The organism is Butyrivibrio sp. MC2013, assembly GCF_000424585.1.
In the GTDB taxonomy this organism is placed as follows: domain Bacteria; phylum Bacillota; class Clostridia; order Lachnospirales; family Lachnospiraceae; genus Butyrivibrio.
On the sequence record NZ_AUKE01000008.1, the window covers coordinates 1 to 21,728 of the forward strand.

The 21,728-nt window shown below is 44.3% G+C and carries 18 protein-coding genes and 1 rRNA gene; all 19 read right to left on the reverse strand.

The window, feature by feature from the left end; genetic code table 11:
- Nucleotides 1-179 (reverse strand): 16S ribosomal RNA (locus G636_RS0105670); the annotation flags it as partial.
- A gap of 482 nt (nt 180-661) precedes the next feature.
- Nucleotides 662-1,651 carry a hypothetical protein gene (locus G636_RS0105675; protein ID WP_026507244.1) on the reverse strand — a complete coding sequence of 330 codons (990 nt, stop codon included), beginning with the start codon at nt 1,649-1,651 and terminating at the stop codon, nt 662-664.
- A 35-nt stretch (nt 1,652-1,686) separates the two neighbouring features.
- A complete protein-coding gene (locus tag G636_RS0105680; RefSeq protein ID WP_026507245.1) occupies nt 1,687-3,192 on the reverse strand; it encodes a sensor histidine kinase in 1,506 nt (501 codons plus the stop codon).
- A 14-nt stretch (nt 3,193-3,206) separates the two neighbouring features.
- Nucleotides 3,207-3,881, reverse strand: coding sequence for a response regulator transcription factor (locus G636_RS0105685; RefSeq protein ID WP_026507246.1), 675 nt, complete (start codon nt 3,879-3,881; stop codon nt 3,207-3,209).
- 3 nt (nt 3,882-3,884) lie between these two features.
- Complete coding sequence (locus tag G636_RS0105690; RefSeq protein WP_026507247.1) at nt 3,885-4,469, reverse strand: hypothetical protein; 585 nt, start codon at nt 4,467-4,469, stop codon at nt 3,885-3,887.
- 19 nt (nt 4,470-4,488) lie between these two features.
- Nucleotides 4,489-6,567 carry a glycogen debranching protein GlgX gene (gene glgX, locus G636_RS0105695; RefSeq protein WP_051226620.1) on the reverse strand — a complete coding sequence of 693 codons (2,079 nt, stop codon included), beginning with the start codon at nt 6,565-6,567 and terminating at the stop codon, nt 4,489-4,491.
- A 401-nt stretch (nt 6,568-6,968) separates the two neighbouring features.
- Nucleotides 6,969-8,381 carry an oxaloacetate decarboxylase subunit alpha gene (locus G636_RS0105700; RefSeq protein WP_026507249.1) on the reverse strand — a complete coding sequence of 471 codons (1,413 nt, stop codon included), beginning with the start codon at nt 8,379-8,381 and terminating at the stop codon, nt 6,969-6,971.
- Between the two features lie 33 nt (nt 8,382-8,414).
- Nucleotides 8,415-9,563: a sodium ion-translocating decarboxylase subunit beta gene (locus G636_RS0105705; protein WP_026507250.1), complete on the reverse strand. Its 1,149-nt coding sequence runs from the start codon at nt 9,561-9,563 to the stop codon at nt 8,415-8,417.
- A 29-nt stretch (nt 9,564-9,592) separates the two neighbouring features.
- The gene (locus G636_RS0105710; protein ID WP_026507251.1) at nt 9,593-9,955 is read right to left on the reverse strand and encodes a biotin/lipoyl-containing protein; all 363 of its coding nucleotides are present in this window, start codon (nt 9,953-9,955) and stop codon (nt 9,593-9,595) included.
- A 51-nt stretch (nt 9,956-10,006) separates the two neighbouring features.
- Nucleotides 10,007-10,375 (reverse strand): OadG family transporter subunit, encoded by a 369-nt coding sequence (locus G636_RS0105715; RefSeq protein ID WP_026507252.1) that lies wholly within the window; start codon nt 10,373-10,375, stop codon nt 10,007-10,009.
- A gap of 12 nt (nt 10,376-10,387) precedes the next feature.
- Nucleotides 10,388-11,809 (reverse strand): acyl-CoA carboxylase subunit beta, encoded by a 1,422-nt coding sequence (locus G636_RS0105720; RefSeq protein ID WP_026507253.1) that lies wholly within the window; start codon nt 11,807-11,809, stop codon nt 10,388-10,390.
- Nucleotides 11,810-11,907: 98 nt separating this feature from the next.
- A complete protein-coding gene (scpB, locus tag G636_RS0105725) occupies nt 11,908-12,477 on the reverse strand; it encodes an SMC-Scp complex subunit ScpB (protein WP_026507254.1) in 570 nt (189 codons plus the stop codon).
- A gap of 38 nt (nt 12,478-12,515) precedes the next feature.
- On the reverse strand, nt 12,516-13,949 hold the full coding sequence (locus tag G636_RS0105730) for a hypothetical protein (protein WP_155832327.1): 1,434 nt from the start codon (nt 13,947-13,949) through the stop codon (nt 12,516-12,518).
- A gap of 101 nt (nt 13,950-14,050) precedes the next feature.
- Nucleotides 14,051-15,454 carry an MBOAT family O-acyltransferase gene (locus tag G636_RS0105735; RefSeq protein WP_026507256.1) on the reverse strand — a complete coding sequence of 468 codons (1,404 nt, stop codon included), beginning with the start codon at nt 15,452-15,454 and terminating at the stop codon, nt 14,051-14,053.
- Between the two features lie 2 nt (nt 15,455-15,456).
- A complete protein-coding gene (locus tag G636_RS17480; protein WP_051226583.1) occupies nt 15,457-16,245 on the reverse strand; it encodes a segregation and condensation protein A in 789 nt (262 codons plus the stop codon).
- Nucleotides 16,246-16,262: 17 nt separating this feature from the next.
- Nucleotides 16,263-17,132: a metallophosphoesterase gene (locus tag G636_RS0105745; protein WP_026507257.1), complete on the reverse strand. Its 870-nt coding sequence runs from the start codon at nt 17,130-17,132 to the stop codon at nt 16,263-16,265.
- Between the two features lie 185 nt (nt 17,133-17,317).
- Entirely contained in the window at nt 17,318-17,494 is a 177-nt protein-coding gene (gene rpsU / locus G636_RS0105750) for a 30S ribosomal protein S21 (protein ID WP_026507258.1), read from the reverse strand.
- 136 nt (nt 17,495-17,630) lie between these two features.
- Nucleotides 17,631-20,276, reverse strand: a complete 2,646-nt coding sequence (gene alaS, locus G636_RS0105755; protein WP_026507259.1) for an alanine--tRNA ligase — start codon at nt 20,274-20,276, stop codon at nt 17,631-17,633.
- A 14-nt stretch (nt 20,277-20,290) separates the two neighbouring features.
- A complete protein-coding gene (locus tag G636_RS0105760) occupies nt 20,291-21,709 on the reverse strand; it encodes a glycine--tRNA ligase (RefSeq protein WP_026507260.1) in 1,419 nt (472 codons plus the stop codon).
- Between the last annotated feature and the right edge of the window lie 19 nt (nt 21,710-21,728).

Below are 21,728 nucleotides of genomic sequence, written 5' to 3' on the forward strand. Positions count from 1 at the left end.
AGTCGTTTCCAACTGCTATCCCCCAGTACGAGGCAGGTTACCCACGCGTTACTCACCCGTCCGCCACTAAGTTACTCAAGATTCTGCCGAAGCTTCATCAGCGAGCAACTCCGTTCGACTTGCATGTGTTAGGCACGCCGCCAGCGTTCATCCTGAGCCAGGATCGAACTCTCACTTTAAAATTCGATTCGGTTCAGAATTACACTAGCTGTAATTCTGCTTTCCGTTTACTTTTGGTTTTGGTTCTCTGAAAATAACTTTGCTTCTTATTAGAAGCTTGGAATCTTCAGGGTTGCATTGCTGTTCAGTTGTCAAAGTTCAGAGCTTTTTTGAAGTGTTCCGTACGAGCGGAACGTAATTTATTGTACGGCATAGATAGCATACTGTCAATAGATTTTCCAAAAAAAATTTGTAATTGTTATAGCGTTTTTTGATTCTCATAATTACAAATATCGTCAATCCTGTTAATATCCCTTAATGTCTGATAAATTAAGGATTTTTACCAGAAAATGATCTTTATAGTACAAATCGAAAATGATCCCTTAGACCAAAATATATCGCTGCCCATTTAAACTTTTGGCAGCGATTTTATAACGAGCAAAAAGCGAAGCGTTTGCGAGTTTAACCTTAAAATCTCAGATGCTTTTATACGATCACAGCTCTACTCAAGTGCTACCGTATGAGAGAATCCCTTACCTGCAATTTCAAGACTTATGCTGTTTATATTTGAAACATCCTGCTGAGGAAGCTTTTCCAAGAGGACCACGTTTTGCTCTGAGCCTGCAGCCACTACACCTTTGAAGCCTCTCAGGTCATCACTGAGCATAGTCACTTCAGCGTATTTCATTTGCTTGCCGTTTACAAATACTCTGAATCTCATACCATGGCTAAGGATGTCCAGATCTATATCCTGCCCTGTCTGATTGGCAAGTGTAAAATTCAGGACCAGGATTTTCTCATTATCTCCTGCTACCACAGCGCCCTGGGCAAACATGGAAGGATATGCACTAAGCTTGGAATTACCGTTATATACAAGTTTTAAGCCACCCAGCTCATTTTGCAGAGCCTGCTGAATATCCATAAGGGTATCCTGAGGCTCATTTGTAACTTCATGAGTATCAATATCTTCGTTGTCATTTCCCTCTATGGGAGTCTCATTTTCACCTTCGCCGGAAGCATCAGTGCTATTATCAGCAGGCGTCTCTGCTATTACCGGATTGTCATAGCCGTTATCGTCCTCTGAAGGTTCAGTTTCAGGCGCAGAAGTTTCGTCGCCGCTATCTTCTCCCGCATTACTGTTATCATCAATTACGGGAGTATCCGGCAGCAAAGGCTCTGCTTCAGGCTCTATTACAGGTTCATCTACCGGTTCATCCTCACCTTTACTTATGGATATGCCTGCAAAAGCATTTCCCTGGGATGTGGATGGCGATGCAGCTACAGCTTTTTCGGAATTCTTGATCTCCACATAGGTAAGGTCATCTACCAAATTATATGAATATTTCATCAGCATCTCTGACGCATACGCAGTCACCTGCTTATATTCATCTTCATTTTCTTCTTTGGAAATGGGTATAGAATCCCCCAGGCTACAGGCAGATAAAACAAGAGATGAAGTTAATAGAAGAAGCAGCAGCTTATTCCTTTTCATATCAGTCCACCCTGCGCAGTAGTCAAATACTGCCCTTACCTGGTTTCCAGTTCAAAATAAAATTCTACACCATTATCATAATTAACAACGCCATAATCCTGTCCCATAGCATCCATGATCGCTCTTACAATAGAAAGTCCCACGCCACTTCCGCCATATTCTCTACTTCTGGCTTTGTCTACTTTGTAGAATTTCTCCCATATCCGATCAATACTTTCTTCGGGAATGGGTTTTCCGCTATTAAAGACAGATATCCTTGCTCTTCCATCATGCTTTTGTATGCGTATCTCTACAATCTTGTCTCCTTCGGCATGATTGACTGCATTTGTATAATAATTCTGCAAAACCTCCTGGGTCCTGAATGCGTCAGCCCATACGTATACAGGCTCTAAAGGCTCAAATATCAGTCTGATATTTTTATTTCTCGTTAGTATATCGGCTGATTTCAGATAATTCTGAACCAGTTCAGAGATGTCAAATCGCTCCATCTCTATATCCCCGTGCCCAAACTCCAGCTCATTAAGATCAAGGAGCTGTTTGACCATGCTGTTCATCTTGGATGCTTCATCTGAGATGACCTCGCAATAGAACTTCATACCCTCGGGATCACCTTCGTTTACGCCATCAAGAAGTCCTTCTGCATAACCTGATATAAGGGACAGTGGGGTTTTGAGTTCGTGAGATACGCCGGCTATAAAGTCGCTTCGCATAGCCTCTAATTTGTTCATATTATCAAGTTCATTTTGAAGCCTGATATTGGTTGTCTTAAGCTCTGATATGGTATTCTCAAGAGTCATTGACATCTCATTTATATTTTCGCCCAGAAGATCCATCTCACTCCTGCCGCGGCTCTTATACTTAGTCTCAAAATTGAGATTCTTCATATTCTCTGATATAGAAGCAAGTTCCATAACAGGCCTTGTAACACCTCTTGCAAGGGCAAATGAAAGCACAGCTCCAAGCACTATGACCCCCAGCCCTATATAGGCAGTAAATCTATTGGAAATTTCTACGCTATTCTTAATCCCCTCCATAGCCGACCTTATCATGAATACATGATCTTCATCCAAAAAACCGTACATATCCATATATTCAGTGGCTGTTCTATCGTCGGTATCAATCTGTATAGTGTAATTATCAGTTTTATCTATGAGACTCTTTCTGGAGCTGTCATCCATTTCAAGAAGATTGGACCAGAGCTTTTTTTGAAGATATCTGTAATCAGGAGATGAGGACTTGACCACATTGGAATCAGCATCCACCACGATCACATCGATGTTATAGCTTTCACATATCTTCATCAGCTCTATATTAAAATCGTCAGATCTTACATCTCCGTTGGAGACCGCTTCTTCCACGCTGAAATAAGCCCTTTTCAGGACCTTGGTTTTATCAGCAGTATAATATTTTTCAAGTAATGTGGAATTCAGAAGGAGGATTCCCCCTACCATAGCGATTATCAGAAGGACCATAATGATCATATAATCGCGAAAAAGAGGATGCTTGACCCTATAATTCCTTTTTGCCCCGGAAGCAGTCATAGCTCGTCACCTCTTTACTCTTCAAACTTGTAGCCATAACCCCAGACAGTCTTTATCATCTCGCCCTTCTTACCTATCTTGGCACGAAGCTTCTTTACATGGGTATCAACTGTCCTGGCATCGCCGTAATAATCATAATCCCATACATTGTCCAGTATTTTTTCCCTGGTAAGGGCAACGCCCCTGTTCTCGATAAAATAAGACAAGAGCTCAAATTCCTTGGAGCTAAGGTCAAGTTCTCTTCCATCAACAGATGCGATATGTGCTGTCTTATTAATACTGATGCCACCAAGCTCAAGAGTATCATCTGCTTCAAGAGAACTGGTCCTTCTAAGTATGGCCTCAACTCTAGCCACCAGGATCTTGGGGCTAAAGGGCTTGGTGATATACTCATCCACTCCCAGCTCAAAGCCTGTAAGCTCATCCTTTTCTTCGCTTTTGGCAGTGAGCATTATCACTGGAACTTTGCTGTAACTTCTGATCTCCTTGCAGACCTGCCAGCCGTCAATACCGGGCATCATCACATCCAGTATTATGAGTGCAATATTTTTATCTTCAAAGAATATATCCAGTGCCTGTTCACCGTTTTCAGCTTCTATTACTTCAAAACCAGCCCTCGCAAGAAAATCTTTGACCAGCTTTCTCATCCTGCTCTCGTCATCCACGACCAGGATCTTTATCTTATCCATATCCTATTCCCCTGCTTCTCTTTCTTCCAGAGCCTTTTCCCTCTCCTGCAGTTCCATTTCCCACTGCGAATATTCATTTATGATCTCTTCCCGGTAATTCAATACCGTAGGTGATGCATTGGTAGAGGCTATCACAAACATACCTATGATCATTATCAGTAAAATAATATTAATGATCACAGAATACAAGAGCAGATTATTCTTTTTGGGCTTCCTGGCAGGAGGTGGCGCAGCTGCTTTAGGAATATAATCTCCCGGAGCAGACTCCAGATGTGTAAAATTCTCTTTCATATCGATCACAGGTAGCTCAGCCACATCCCCGCCAAGCTTTGCCATATTGCGCCTTAGCTCAGCAAGGTAGGACCAGCCCACAGGAGTAGAGAATATCTTGTTTTCCATGGACTTCAAATATACTGTCTTAATATTGACCGCAGTATTCATCTTCACATGGGACTCCAGGTATTCAATCTTTTTTTGATCTATCCTGGCCTTGTCAGCATCTGCCTTAGTGAGAAACTTAAAACCGCTCACTTCAAGACCATCTGCGGATCCATTGTCAGTTCTACTCTTAATATCCTCTGTCGCCACAGTCGCCTCCAACTATAGATCAGTTATAATCAGACGGGAATGTACCGTTAAAAACTGCTACACTTCTGGCCTTCATAAGCCACCTGTCACCGGTAAGAGGCCTTGGCCTGTTATAAAAGTATTTGCCGTCATCCGCAGCTGTATCAATAGCAAGTGACCAATAGCAGCCCTCCGGCATATCAGGAAGCTTAATAGGTACATCTTCCCAGTATACGTTGATCGCGATATAGACTACATCATCATGGCCCTTATCTCTGGAATATCCCGCAAAACGTACTCCGATCATCTTGGAGTCCTTGCTGATATAGTCATTGTAGGGATCTTCCACATGTGTACTGATATAAGGAAAACCACATCTCGCGGGCTGCAGATCCTTTCTAATGGCAGGATGACGCTTTCTGAACTGGATCACATTACGATAAAAATTGTAATAGTTCATATTCTTTTCCATATATGACCAGTCAAGCCAGGAAATCTCATTGTCCTGACAATATGCATTATTATTTCCAAACTGGCTGTTGGCAAATTCATCACCTGCAAGGAGCATGGGTGTACCCCTGGAGCACATAAGCACTGTAATAGCATTTCGCATCATCCTGAATCTGAGACTTTCGATGCCGGGGTCATCTGTAGGCCCCTCCACTCCGCAGTTCCAGCTTCTGTTATCATTACTACCGTCAGTATTGTTCCAGCCATTGTCTTCATTATGCTTGTTATTGTAACTATAGAGGTCATAAAGCGGGAAGCCGTCATGGCAAGTCAAGAAGTTAATGGATGAGTTGTAACCTACATACTCTCCATCATAGAGATCCATAGAGCCTGTGATCCTCTTGACTGCTTCAGGGGCTGCCCAGTAATCGCCCTTTAGATAGGACCTTAGATCATCCCTGTATTTACCATTCCATTCAGCCCATCTCTTCCATGCAGGGAAGCTTCCAACCTGATACATTCCGCCTGCATCCCAGGCCTCAGCTATAAGCTTGGCATTTCCAAGAATGGGATCATAAGCCAGCCTCTGTATAAGCGGCGGCCTGTCCATAGGCGATCCGTCTTCACTTCTACCAAGGATACTGGCAAGATCAAATCTAAAGCCATCTACTCTGTATTCCTCAACCCAATATCTCAGGCAGTTTACAATGAGCTCCTGCACTATGGGATTATTGCAGTTCATGGTATTGCCGCAGCCTGAGAAATTATAATACTTGCCATCAGGAGTGAGCATATAATAGATATTGTTATCAAAGCCCTTAAAAGAAATATAGGGACCATTCTCATCACCTTCTGCAGTATGATTAAATACCACATCCAGGATGACCTCAATACCGTTTTCCTTAAATTCTTTGATCAGGTTCTTGAGCTCCATGCCTTCATAGTTGTGCTCACCTACTGATGCATAAGCGGTATTGGGCGCAAAAAAGCTAACTGTATTATATCCCCAATAATCCAGGAGAGTCCTGCCGTTTACTATCCTCTTATCTCTTGTCTCATCAAATTCAAAAATGGGCATCAGCTCTACAGCAGTAATTCCCAGATGTTTTAAGTAAGGCACCTTTTCCTTGAGTCCTTCAAAGGTACCGGGATACTTTACGCCTGAGCTGGGATGCTTGGTAAAGCCTCTTACATGAAGCTCATAAATGATGGAATCTTCCATGGGAGTGATCAGCTGCTGGGCTGCATTCCACTCGAAATTGTCTCTGACTACCCTTGCCCTATAGATACCGCTTCTGTTATCATTCTGGCCCCATAAGCGCTGACCACTTACAGCCTTGGCATAAGGGTCAAGGAGCATATGATTCTTGTCAAACAAAAGTCCTCTCACAGGATCCCAGGGGCCGTCAACACTATAAGCATACTCAAGATTTTCAATGTTGATACCAAATACGATCATGGAATATACTCTGCCTATCCTATAGCTTTCAGGAAAAGGCAGACGAGCAAAAGGGGCAGTCTCTCCCCTTCTAAAGAGCAATAATGTAATATTGGTGGCGTTCTTGGAATAGCAGGTAAAATTAACTCCATCAGGGATAACTGTAGCACCGTTCATTTCATAGTAGCCCGGCCTTACCCTGTAGCCATCTATCTCATCCAGAGCAAGCATCTGACGGTTAAAATCTGTCTTACGCAGCTCGGATGCATGATGATCTCTGAGGATTTTCCTTTCTATCCTTCGCCTTCTGAATTCACTCATGATGCGGAACCCTCTTTCATTTCATATTTTGTCATAATAAAATGATCCATATGTTCCCCCATAAAGCACACATAATCCCATATTTTATTTTAACATAAAAGACGGACAGTTGTTACTGTCCGTCTAAAATGAATAATACACTTTTAGTATGATATACGAATTGCTCCGCCCTATCGGGCTCTCGCAATTCTACAAACATTCGGAAATCGCTATTTACTTCGTAAACAGCTTTTTTCCTCATGTTTGTTAAAGTCATGAATTCGAGATGTGGAGCATGCAAGCATGCTCCCATCTCGAATTATGACTTAATATCATACAGGGTATGCCCCGTTTTTACTATCAGCCTTGGCCATATCTACGCCGGTCTGCTGAGCCTGTCTATACTTGAAGAAGTCTGTAGCTACCTGAGGGAAAAGTGCATATGAGAGCACGTCTTCTTCGCAGGTTGCATAAGCCTTGGACTTCTCACGGAACTCATCCATCTGAGGTTCGATCAGATCTGCAGGACGGCAAGTGATACGCTCCTCATCTCCGATACATTTCTTAACTACTTCGGGATCCATCTCCTTGATAGTCTTTCCGTACTTACCTCTTACCAGATCCTTGGTCTGCTCAGGCACGATCTTATAACGCTCACCCATAAGTACATTCATAACTGCCTGTGTACCTACGATCTGTGAAGAAGGAGTAACAAGCGGGGGCTCGCCCAGATCCTTTCTTACTCTCGGTACTTCTTCCAAAACCTCTTCAAGCTTATCGATCTTGCCCTGATCAGAAAGCTGCTTGGTCAGGTTGGACAGCATACCACCGGGAACCTGATACATAAGAGTCTTGATATTAACACCCAGAACCTTGGTTGAGAGCAGTCCATTCTCCAGACACTCTTCACGATAAGGTCTGAAGTGATCAGCGATCTTAGCCAGAAGCTTCTGATCATAGCCTGTATCATACTCTGTACCCTTAAGAGCCTCAACCATAACCTCAGTTGCAGGCTGTGAGGTACCAAGAGCAAAAGGGCTTATAGCGCAGTCGATGATGTCAACACCGGCTTCAATAGCTTTAAGATAAGTCATGCTGGCAACACCGGATGTGTAATGAGTGTGCAGCTCGATAGGAATATCTGCACCCTTCTTAAGTGCACGTACCAGTTTCTCAGCCTCGTAAGGAAGGAGCAGGCCAGCCATATCCTTGATACAGAGAGAATCTGCACCCATAGCTTCAATCTGCTTTGCAATATTCATCCAATAATCATCATCATAAGCACCGCCAAGAGTATAGGACAGGGCGATCTGTGCCTTGCCGCCGTACTTCTTGCAGGCCTTTACAGATGTCTCAAGGTTTCTAAGGTCATTAAGACAGTCAAAGATACGGATGATATCAATACCGTTTTCAATAGACTTTGCAACAAATGCTTCTACAACATCATCAGCATAGTGGCTGTAGCCCAGAAGATTCTGGCCTCTCAGCAGCATCTGAAGAGGTGTATTCTTGAATCCTGCCTTAAGCTTTCTAAGCCTTTCCCAGGGATCTTCCTTAAGGAAACGAAGACATGAATCAAAGGTTGCTCCGCCCCAGCACTCTACTGCGGCATATCCTACTTTATCCATTGTATCTACAATAGGGAGCATCTGCTCAATAGGCATTCTTGTAGCGATAAGGGACTGATGAGCATCACGCAGGACAGTCTCCATTATCTTGACAGGCTTTTTAACTATTTCTGCCATAGTAATCCTCCATTTTCTATACAATCATTAGAATCATTTAATTCCGAAAATAGCCATAAAGGTACCTGCAACAACCGCAGTACCAATAACACCTGCAACATTAGGTCCCATAGCATGCATCAGAAGGAAATTGGTAGGATCGTACTGTGATCCAACCTTCTGAGAAACACGGGCAGCCATAGGAACTGCAGATACACCGGCCGAGCCGATGAGAGGATTGATCTTGCCTCCGGACAGGAAGCACATAAGTTTGCCCAGAAGGACACCTGAAGCTGTGCCCACGGCAAATGCTACAAGTCCAAGGAATACGATCTTGATAGTATCCCAGTTCAGGAATGCTTCTGCACTGGTAGTAGCACCTACGGAGGTACCCAGCAGGATAACTACGATATACATAAGTGCGTTGGAAGCTGTATCCTGGAGCTGATGAACCACTCCTGATTCTCTAAAGAGGTTACCCAGCATCAGCATACCGATAAGGGGAGCTGTTGTGGGAAGAATCATACAAACAACAACTGTAACAATGATAGGGAAGAGTATCTTCTCAATCTTGGACACAGGTCTGAGCTGTGTCATACGGATCTTCCTCTCCTTGTCAGTGGTGAGAGCCTTCATGACAATAGGCTGGATAACAGGTACCAGAGACATGTAGGAGTATGCCGCTACGGCAATGGGTCCCAGGAGCCTTGTGCATCCCAGCTTAGTAGCAAGGAAGATTGATGTAGGTCCGTCTGCACCACCAATGATTGAAATGGATGCAGCCTCTTCGCCTGTGAAATTCAATGCGATAGCCAAAAAATATGCTGCAAAGATACCAAACTGTGCCGCAGCACCCATAAGGAATGATATGGGATTGGCAATAAGAGGACCAAAGTCCGTCATCGCTCCAACGCCCATAAAGATCAGCGATGGCAAAATAGACCATTCATCAAGTTTGTAGAAGTATCTGAACAAGCCGCCGCCTGCGCCGTCTTCTCCCAGCTCTTTCATAATATCAGGATAGATATTAACAAGAAGCATACCAAAAGCGATAGGTACAAGGAGTAGAGGCTCAAAGTCATGAGCTATTGCCAGATACAAAAAAACAAATGCTACGAGAATCATGACATAATTGCCCCAATATAGATTATTGAAGGCGGTCTGATCCCATAGATTGGACAATGTCTCAATAATTTTTTCCATTATTCGTCCTCCAGCAGAATCAGCGTGATTTAGTTAAGTGTTGCCAGAACAGCTCCTGCCTCTACCGGATCACCTACTGCAACATCGATGCTGACTACACTGCCATCAGAAGGAGCAACCATAGGGATCTCCATCTTCATGGACTCAATAGTAATGACAGCGTCGCCCTTCTTAACAGACTGACCAACGTTGGCATTGATCTTAACAACCTTGCCTGCTGCACCGGCCTCTACCTTGATAGAGCCTGCACCGCCTGAGGACTTCTTGGGAGCTGCTACAGCCTTAGGAGCTGCAGCCTTGGGAGCTGCTGCAGGAGCTGCGCCCTGTCCGCTTCCTTCTTCAACAGTTACATCATATGCTGTTCCGTTAACGGTTATGGTATATGTTTTCATTTAGATTCCTTCCTGCCGCACCCGGCGGCTCAAGTATTCAATCAATAATGCTTACCTGGCTCCAATTCTTCTCTTCCTGATGGACCTTACTACAAAGCCATCTGTGGATGAGCCTTCTTCATATGCTGCGATAGCTGCTGCTATGACTGCATAGAGTTCAAGATCGTCTGTCACATCTACGCTTTCTTCTGCAACGGGCGCTTTGACCGGAGCAGGTACAGGAGCCGGTGCAGGCTTTGATTCACCGCTTAATACCTTATTGATAAGCGGGAATAGAGAGATCAAGAGACTTATGAGGATCAGAACAGCAAAAGCCATTCCCATTCCCAAAAGTGTATTGATGCCTGCATCGTAAAGTACATTTGTGCCTTCTGCAGCTGCAAGGATGTGCGCAGGAGTCTGTAATAAAATAGTCGTCATATGCGCTCCTCCTTACTTAGCAGAATGCTTCTTGGCAGGATGCTCCTCTCTCTTGGTGAAAAGCATCTCGAATGCTGCAACAACGTATTTCCTGGTATCTGCAGGATCTACGATCTGATCTACAAATCCGCGTCTTGCGGCACTCTTTGAAGCATCATTAAGATCTGAATACTGATCGGCAATGCTACTGATCTCATCAGCGCTCTTGCCCTCACCAATGATCTTGGCAGCCATATCAGCTTCCATAGCGCCGATACGGGAATCAGGCCAGCACATAGTGATGTCAGCCTTGGAATTCATGATGACATATGCGCTTCCAAAAGCAGAATCGGTAACGAAATTAACCTTGGGAACTGTTGCTGTGCCGAAGGCCATAACAAGAGCAGCAGCCTTCTTGGCTATATTACGCTCCTCACAGCATGTCGCAGCAAATCCTTTGACACCTGTGAAGGTAAGTATAGGCAGGTCGAATGCATCACAGAATTTGATAAAAGAAGCAGCCTTATCGCAGCCGGCAGATGTAAGAAGGGGTTCAAAAGTCTCCTTTTCCTTGCCTTCTTCATCAAAAGTCTTGGTGCGATTAGCTATAACACCAACTGTTGCTCCGTTGAGCTTGATAAATCCTGTTACCATCTCACGAGCAAAATCTCTCTTGGTCTCAAAGAAAGATCCGTTATCGGCGAGCTGAGAAAGTGCAAGAGCAGGATCTGCAATAGCGCCATCGAAGTTATCCATAGCTCTGTTAAGATCGTCTGTGCAATCCTCATAGAAATCTCTGTCTTCATTATTGGAAGGCAGCATGGAAACAAGATTCCTTATCTCAGCAAAAATTGTTCCCTCATCTCCCGCTACATCAACAAGTCCAGCCTTAGCCCCCTGGAAGGATGCTGCGGAAGTGTCGCACTTCTCCTCATAATTGCCCTTAATGGCGTTGGGAGAATTGACAAATAACTTGCCCTTCTTGTCATCCATGAATGTGAAATCAGATAATGCAGGGATAAGGGCAAGACCACCTCCGCAATTACCAAATACTACGCTGATCTGAGGAACTACGCCTGATGCCTCAACCTTCTTGGCATAAATAGTGCCAAGGCTGTCCAGTGCATCTGAAGCCTCCTGCAGACGCATTCCTGTGGAATCGATTATACCGATAACAGGTGCACCCATTCTCACTGCAAGATCATAAATGTGAGCAATCTTGCGCGCATGCATCTCTCCCACAGATCCGCCGAGTACTCCGCTATCCTGACTGTATACGTATACAAGATTACCGCCTATAACGCCGTAACCTGTTACTACACCGTCAGAAGGAGTATCTTCCTGCTTCAGGCCAAAATCGGTACTCCTTGATGTCACTCCGGCACCGATCTCGACGAAGCTGTTTTCATCGAGTAAAGCCGCTATTCTTTGACTCGCCTGTGAAGTACTGCTCATTCTACTACCTCCATTTATTTTTTTGTGCAAAGCATGGGAAAATGCGCCAAAAAGTCCGCATCTCTCCCCAATGCCAACTTTTCACGAATACTATTGTATCATATGTCAAGCTTAACATCTATCTCTGCTTCAGCTTCTTTTTTAAATTCTTCAACTTTTACTGCGTCCAAAGAGGGCAATTCTTCAACGCTTTTGACACCAAAGCTCCTAAGGAACTCCTCTGTAGTGCCAAAAAGTATGGGTCTTCCGGGTGCATCCATCCTTCCAAGCTCAGCAGCAAGGCCAAATTCCACCAGCCTGTTCACTGCATGATCGGAATTGACTCCCCTTATCCTCTCCACTTCCGCCTTGGTCACAGGCTGCCTGTAAGCTATTATTGACAGGGTCTCCAGCAGGGAATCTGTGAGCTGGAGCTTCTTGGGAGTCTGAGCTATCTTTATAAGTACAGGATACATTTCCTTCTTGGTACACAGCTGCAGGGACTCCTCCAGTTCTATGAGATGTATGCCGCTATTAGCTGCAGAATATTTTTCCTTTAAATAGTCAATCTGCTCATTAAGCTCATCCATGGTCTCTTCAAGAGCTTCGCATAAAGCCTTAAGGGTCACGGAATCTCCCATGGTAAATAGTATTGCCTCTATTGCTGCTGCGCCTTGTGTTTTTTCCAAATCTTTATCCTCTCCGGGTAATTTATTATCATCAAATATCAATGGTTCTCAAAGCTGTAGTGAGATGCCGAGCTGACATACATATGCGTAAGAATATCTCCTGTTTCATTATCGTATATGATCAGCTGTATGTCATCCTCTGTATGATCATCATCATAGAGATAATTAGTATCCTTATCAGATTCTTTATACAAAAATCTGAACAATTTTTCCACAGGGATATAATCCATAAGTCCCATGGAAGTATCCATAGCTTCAAGGCTCTCATATCCTGCAGCCTCGTATTTGGTCCCGCGCCCCCTGTCTTCCAAAAGAAAATACTGATCGCCCGTTGCACCTGCTTCTTCTATCCTGTCAGTGCCGGATAGATTGGATACAAGGTGCCTGAAGCGCGGATCAGACAAAGCCGGCGAATCCTCTGATACGAATAAACAAAAACTTACTCTGCCCATGGTCAACAGATTTAGCTGGGCAAGAAAATCACTGCTGTATACAGAATCATTAAAGATCATGGCATCATAGCTCTCAGAGAGATCATCAATGATATGATGATAGTCGTCAAATCTGTGATCTGCAAGAGCTGTATTATCCCTTAGCCACTGCCCTATATAGTCAGTTACCTTAGAAGCTCCTGTTATAGACAGATGCCCATGGTCAGCCAGGTCAGTCTGCATGTCTATAAGATCAGGCATGGCCATCATATTGATATACGGCACACCATAAACAGCAGCAATATCCCCTGCAGAATTGGAAGCCATGATATCATTGTCTTCACCTGCAAAGGGCAGATATGTCACCAAGATCCCTATACCATCCCTCTGGCATTCATCAATGATCTTCATCAGATACTCTTCATTGACAGTATGCTCTGGAAGGCGAAGGCCCGGATCATAGGCCACGCCCTCATCTGCATAATCATTTACAGATGTCCTCATTGTGGCACCCATGAGCCTGTTATAATCAGTTTTCCCTCTAAAGATCTCAAAGTCGTCCTTATCCAGATCACTCCATCTGCTGTGATAGATGCTAAAGTCAAACAGATACTGCATACGGACCTTAGGATCATGTACCAGGTCATTTACTTCAGCTATCTTGACTTTGCTAAGAGGATAGGCATCCAGGTTCAGATGGAGCTGGCTGATAGATGTTGCCTTAAGCTCATCCGAGCTGTCCTCATACATTTCATCTATGTAGTCATAATTCCTGTCCATCATATAGCAGTCAACAACCACATACTCCGGTTTGCAATAGTCAAGAGCCCTTATTAGCTGCCAGTAGCTTTCCTTTAATAGACTCCCGTGGCCACCCAGATTATAGGATGTGATGCCATATTTCTCATACAGGTCAATGGGATTGATACCGTTGATCACATGCGAAGAGCCCAGGAAAAGAACATCCAGATGCCCTTCACGAGCCTCTTCAAAAAAGAGCTTGTTCTTGTTATAGCTCTCTTTTCTCTGAGTAAGAATCATCACAAGACCCAGACAAAGACATAATATAATAAGAAAAATAATTGTTTTAAGCAGTAGCTTTATTCTATCTTTCATAAAAAATCATACCCTGATCACCAATATCAAAATCCCTGATAGATAAATCCCTGGGCATCATAACCGGTACCCCAGATGCCGCAGGTAATGATAAATAACACAGCGGCAATGTATATAAGCCAGCGCAGCCATAGTCCAAAAGAGGTGATCTTCTCTGATATAACGATCCCCTTCTTATTAGCAATGTCCACAGCCAGTAAAAGTATGACGGACATGAACAAGAGGTTCAGGTTAGGTCTGTCCAGTCCCAGGCTATACAGTCCTCCCTCAGTGATAAAAGAAGGAACAAACCTGAAAATATGTCTGACCATATATATAGCCGCATGAAGATCCGTGACCCTGAAGAATATCCAGGCTATATTCACAAGAAAGAAAGTCACAAGGATATTAAGGAGCCTGTGTGAAAAGCTGTTGCAGTCTATCTTAAATGCATCTGTAAGCTTACGCCTCAAAGGGAGGAGAATCCCACCTGCCACTTGATATATCCCATGAAGAAGTCCCCATATTGCAAATGTATAGGACACACCATGCCATAGACCACTGAGCACAAATACTATCAGAATATTAATATACTTTCTGACTATACCCTTTCTGTTGCCTCCAAGTGGGATATAGAGATAATCCCTAAACCAGCTTGAAAGAGAAATATGCCATCTTCTCCAGAATTCCTGTATATTACGGGAAAGATAAGGCGCATCAAAATTCTTCATAAGGTCAAAGCCCAGGACCCTGGCGCAGCCAATAGCTATATTACTGTAGCCGCCAAAGTCGCAGTAGATCTCGATGGTATATAGTATGGAAGCAATAAGGGTAGCTGTACCTGCATAGCGGACCGGATCAGAATAAACGGACGAAACGATGATAGCGCACCTGTCAGCTATGATCATCTTCATAAAATATCCCCAGATCATCTGCAATAGTCCGGATCTCATCCTGTCATAATCAAATCCCGGCGCTTCTATAAACTGAGGAAGCATGTGCCCTGCCCTCTCAATAGGTCCCGAAGTAACCACAGGAAAGAATGATATAAAAAGGCCAAGAAGGATAATATTCTTCTGAGCAGGAATATCTTCTCTGTATACATCAATGAGATAACCTACAGCCATAAAGATAAAAAAGGACATCCCTGCGGCGGACAAAAAGTTGAGGCCGGCATATTTGGCCAGAGCAAGGATCAGAATATTGGCTGCAATAACTAGAAAAAGAACGATTTTCCCGGCTGTGCCCCTATGCCTGTCTATGAACATCCCCCCAAGATATGCAGACAAAAGGGTAAAAGCAAGTACCGGTGTCCCTTTTAGATCCAGAGACAGATAAAAGCCTGCGCTGATCATAAAGAGGCCTATATACCTGAACCTTGAAGGGATCAAAAAGTATATCAGACTTGCAATGGGCAGAAAAATGAGAAAGGCAAAAGATACCAGCTGCATTATCAGGATACCTCCTGTGCCATTTCATCTTCCTCAAGCTCTTCTCCGTACTTGTTGGAAGTAATGATAATATCTCCAAATATCTCGTCCTGCTCTATACTGATCTCGCCCAACTTCATCTCTTCAAGGATGACCAGAAATGCCACGATAACCTCCGTCTTGGAAGCCTGGGACTCTAAAAGCTTTCTAAAGGAAAAGGTCTTGTGGCGTCTTACATAAGCCTTGATGAACAAAGTCTTTTCGTCAATATCCACTTCTTCTCTCTTGATCTCACCAAAGCTGCTCCTGACAGGGTCGATCCTGTCTTCCTGACGTTTCATCAGATCCTCAAATATTTCCCTAAGCGTCACCAGGTCTTTGTCACCTATCAGCTCATCATAATCAATAGGCTCCTCGTATTCGGACACTTCTCTGGGTATATCCCTCTTCTTGTAAAAAGAATAATCACAGCCGTCAAAGCGGTCCCTGAGCTGAGATGACAGGTATTTGTACATCTTGTGCTCAAGCAGCTTATCAACAAGCTCTGATCTGGGATCCTCTTCCTCTCCGTTTTCATCTACCTGTTTTGGCAGGAGCATCTTGCATTTAATAGCCATAAGCTCAGCAGCCATCACCAGAAATTCACTGGTCACTTCCATATCCTGCCTGTCCATCTCATTGATATAGTCCAGGTATTGGCCCGTGATCATGGAGATGGGTATATCATAGATATCAACTTTATTCTTTTCAATAAGATGCAGCAGAAGGTCAAGCGGTCCTTCAAAAGTCTGCAGTTTTACTTCAAGAGCCATATTATTCCTTTCACAGCTTACTGATCTGTATCCAGATCGATGATCACCAGTTCACAGGGATTAAAGACCCTGAAGGGCAGTGTATGTACACCAAGCCCTCTGGATAAGACCATCTTCTTGCCGTTCATATCATACTCTCCTCCGTCATATTTGGGAAACAGAATAAACGCAGGAGAAATAACTCCTCCAAGAAGAGGCAGTCTCATAACTCCGCCATGAACATGCCCCGACAGAGTAAGGTCGGCGCCCCAGGCAGCGTATTCTTTAAAATATCTGGGATTGTGAGCAATCAGAAGATTACAGACGTTAAGGTCAGCTTTACCAAGCTTCCCTTCCATATATCCTTCCCCCATCTTCCTCTCATAAAATCTGCGATAAAACTCTCTCCCCAGCTCAATGGAACTGATCCTGATACCATAGTCCTCTATATATTCAGAATCATCTATGAGCAGCCTGATTCCCATATCTTTATAGATCTCTTTGAATTTGCGATCAAAGCCATTATAACGATACGGATACCAATAGAGCTTGCTCTCATGATTTCCATTTCCTGCATAAACAGGATAATGGCTTGCAAGATGCTGTAAAAGAGGCATCTCGATTTCAAGTGTCTCACGAGGCTCACCGCCATTGATCACATCTCCGGCAAGCACTAAGAGGTCAGGCTTTTCTCTATCTATCGCCTCTATCAGGTCCCTGTTAGCCTCACCATGTACACATCCGTGTAGATCCGATATAAGGCATATCCTGACAGGAGCTTTGATATTAGCCATCTTAATTCTGTAATGGACTGTTACGAATCTGTGAATGTCATGATAGCTGACAATCAGCACCATAACAAAAAGGCAGATCAGGACCAGTCCTAATATTAGAAGTATTCTCCCCATCTAAAAAACAGGCTCCCACTTTTATACTATAAGCACTTTGTGCTTCACCATTCATGTTTGGCGGGTCATAAACTCATTATGTCATATTATAACAAACTACGCCTCATATATATATAGATATTATATGCAGGCATTTATGCAAAAGAAAAGCCCCTGGTCCAATAGGATCAAGGGCTGAATTCTTTTTAGTTGTATTTACGCTTTCTAGCGGCTTCGGACTTCTTCTTACGCTTTACGCTGGGCTTCTCGTAATGTTCTCTCTTACGAATCTCCTGCTGGATGCCGGCCTTAGCGCAGCTTCTCTTAAAACGACGAAGTGCGGAGTCAAGTGTTTCGTTATCCTTTACTATTACTGTTGACATATGCTCTCTACCCTCCCTTCAGTCCCGTACATATCTGGCTGATCGGGTTATTTTTGCTTGTAAACAAATCACTTACACAGCACTAAGAATTATAAACCCTTATGGCAAGTCCCGTCAAGGGGGTTATTATAATTTGTTAACCAAGCTGCTTCTTTAATACTTCAATTGACTTCTCCAGGGCGCTTTCAATACCTGCAGGATTCTTACCACCGGCCTGAGCCATGTTAGGACGGCCACCGCCGCCTCCGCCTACAAGACCTGCAATCTCCTTGATCAGGTTACCTGCATGAGCACCACTCTTCATTGCCTTGTCAGATACCTTGGCTACAAGATTGACCTTGCCGCCTTCATCAGAAGCCAGCACTACGCCGCCTTCTCCAAGCTTCGTCATAAGCTCATCAGCAAGATCTCTGAGTCCGTTCATTGCTGTTCCGGGTACCTTTACAGCCAAGAGCTTGTATTCACCATGTGTAACAGCGCTATCCATTACATCTCCAACCGCTTCCTTGGCAGCCTTGGCCTTGAGGCTCTCCAGCTCATGATGAAGGCTCTTGATCTCAGCCTGCATTGCAGCTATCCTTGCAGGAAGCTCTTCTGCTCTGGTCTTTGCAGCATCAGCAGCTTCTTCCAGGAGTTTTTCGTTATTCTTGTAATATTTGATCACATTAGATCCTGTGATAGCCTCGATACGTCTTACGCCGGCAGCAACGCCTGATTCAGACAGGATCTTGAAGTTAGCGATCTCACCTGTGTGAGCTACATGAGTACCACCACAAAGCTCAATTGAGTAATCACCCATATTGACTACACGTACTTCATCACCGTATTTCTCGCCAAAGAGTGCCATGGCGCCAGTCTTCTTGGCATCTTCGATGCTCATGATATCTGTACGTACTGCCAGATCATCTGCAATAGCCTTGTTAACCAGTTCTTCTACCTTAGAAATCTCATCGGCTGTCATAGCCTTGCCATAGGAGAAATCAAATCTGGTCCTGTCAGGATCCTGATAAGAACCCTGCTGCTCTACATTATCTCCCAGTACCTGTCTCAGAGCCTTCTGCATCAGATGAGTAGCACTATGATTCTTGCAGGTAGCTGTTCTGGTCTCCCTGCAAACTTCAAGCTCTGCTTCCTCACCTACTTTAATAGTTCCGGATACCACTTTACCGGTATGTCCGATCCTACCTTCAGGAAGCTTTACTGTCTCAGCTACTTCAAATACACCACCGGCAGTCCTGATCACACCCTTATCACCCTTCTGACCACCCATTGTGGCATAGAATGGAGTCTTTGCTACGATCACAGTTCCTTCTGTTCCTTCTGATAAGCTATCCTGAACAGCTGTATTATCAGCAAGCACCAGAATCTTATCAGTAGAGCTCAATCTGTCATAACCAATAAATTCACTGCTTATGCTCTTATCAACCTTTTCATAGATATCAGCCGCAACAGTCTTTTGTGAGAATGCAGCATTTTCTCTGGCAAGCTGCTTCTGCTCTTCCATGGCAGCCTTAAAGCCTTCTTCATCTACGCTAAGGCCCTCTTCTGATGCCATTTCCACAGTGAGTTCAATAGGGAAACCAAATGTATCATAAAGGTAGAATGCAGATTTGCCATCAATGGAGCCTACAGATTTCTTCTCGCCAAGTATCTTCTTAAACTCCTTCAGACCGTTCTCAAGAGTAGCCTCGAATCTTCTGATCTCGTTACCCAGCTCTGTAAGGATAAACTCTCTGTTCTGTACCAGCAGAGGATAAGACTCATTATAGATCTCATCCACATACATAGATGCAATATGCAGAATATCAGATGTCTGGATTCCCAGATTCCTGGAATGTCGCACAGCACGGCGGATAAGGCGACGAAGTACGTAGCCTGCACCCATATTTGAAGGAAGGAGCCTTGCCTTATCGCCAATGAGCATCACCGCTGTTCTTGTATGATCAGCAAGAATACGCATGGATACTGTATACTTGTCATCAGCATCGTATTTTTTGCCGGATGCCTGCTCAATATAAGCAATAATAGGAGCAAAAAGGTCTGTCTTATAAACATCCTTGCTTCCGTTAAGGAAAGCCAATATTCTCTCAAGGCCCCATCCGGTATCTACGTTTTTCTTTTCCAGGGGTGTGAGATGACCATCCTCATGCTTCTCATACTGCATGAATACGTCATTACCGATCTCTGTATACTTGCCGCAATCACATCCAGGTCCGCAATCAGGGCCGCAATCCGGAACGTCGGCTATATAGAACATCTCGGAATCGGGACCACAGGGTCCAAATTCCAGTCCCCACCAGTTATCTTCTGCAGGAAGGAAATATACATTCTCGGGCTTGAAGCCTGACTCTATCCTGTACTTTGCACCCTCTTCATCCCTGGGTGCATTCTCATCACCTGCAAATACTGTAGCTGCAAGGTGATCTGCATCAAAGCCGAATACCTGTGTAAGGAGTTCATAGCTCCATTTGCACCTCTCAGCCTTGAAATAATCTCCAAGACTCCAGCTGCCCATCATCTCAAAGAAAGTAACATGGCTTCTGTCGCCTACGGAATCAATATCGTTGGTTCTAACGCAGCCCTGTACATTGCAGAGCCTCTTACCCATGGGGTGCTTCTTGCCAAGGAGGTAGGGCATCAAAGCCTGCATACCTGCTACATTGAACATAACACCGGTAGAACCGTCAGATACAAGGGATACGGCACCACAGTTAACGTGACCTCTCTCCTCATAGAAGCGGATCCATTCTTTTCTTAACTCATTGGACGTAAACTGTCTCATAACCTTCTCCCAAATTAAAATGTGAATTTCTCTTCAAAGAAACTGTCAAGCTTGTCGATGGGCCATCTTACATTGCCGGGCTCGTACTCGATCTGAGCCATAGTATCTCTCTCTCTGATGGTCACGCAGTGATCCTCTTCGGAATCAAAGTCATAAGCGATGCAGAAAGGAGTACCGATCTCATCCTGTCTTCTGTATCTCTTACCAATGGAGCCTCTGTCATCATACTCGCAGTTCCACTTGGATGAGAGCTGATCAAATACCTTCTCGGCATTCTCTGAGAGCTTCTTGGAGATAGGAAGCACTGCGATCTTAACAGGAGCAAGGAAAGGATGGAAATGCATAACTGTACGTACATCACCGCCTTCAAGCTCTTCTTCATCATATGCAGCGCAGAGGAATGCAAGAGCCACTCTGTCAGCACCAAGTGAAGGCTCGATAACGTAAGGGATAAATCTCTTACCGCTTGCCTCGTCAAAATATGTAAGATCCTCACCGGAGGTAGTCTGATGCTGGCCCAGATCATAATCTGTCCTGTCAGCGATACCCCAAAGCTCGCCCCATCCGAAGGGGAAGAGGAATTCAATATCTGTAGTACCCTTGGAATAGAATGCAAGCTCAGCCTGATCGTGCTCTCTAAGCCTCATCTCATCCTTCTTCATGCCCAGTGAGAGCAGGAAGTTCTCGCAATAATCCTTCCAGTACTCATACCACTCAAGATCTGTGCCGGGCTCGCAGAAGAACTCAAGCTCCATCTGCTCAAATTCACGGGTCCTGAAAGTGAAGTTACCGGGTGTGATCTCATTTCTAAAGCTCTTACCAACCTGTGCGATACCGAAGGGAAGCTTCTTTCTGCTGGTACGCTGTACATTCTTGAAGTTTACAAAGATACCCTGTGCTGTCTCAGGTCTGAGATATACAGTATTCTTGGCATCCTCTGTAACACCCTGGAAGGTCTTGAACATCAGGTTGAACTGACGGATATCAGTGAAATTGTGCTTACCGCAGGTAGGGCAGGGAACATTGTTCTTTTCGATGAAATCCTTCATCTCCTGCTGGGACCAGCCATCTACTGATGACTCAAGAGTGATGCCGTTAGCCTCGGCATAGTCCTCGATGATCTTGTCTGCTCTGAAACGCTCATGGCATTCTTTACAATCCATAAGGGGATCTGAGAATCCTGCAAGATGTCCTGAAGCCACCCATGTCTGAGGATTCATAAGGATAGCACAGTCTACACCTACGTTGTACTTGCTCTCCTGTACGAACTTCTTCCACCAGGCCTTCTTAACATTGTTCTTGAACTCTACTCCCAGCGGGCCGTAATCCCATGTATTGGCCAGACCGCCGTAGATCTCGGAACCGGGATAGATAAATCCCCTGCCCTTTGCAAGAGCAATGACTTTGTCCATTGTTTTTTCTTCTGCTTTCATCTCTTAAATCTCCCTATAA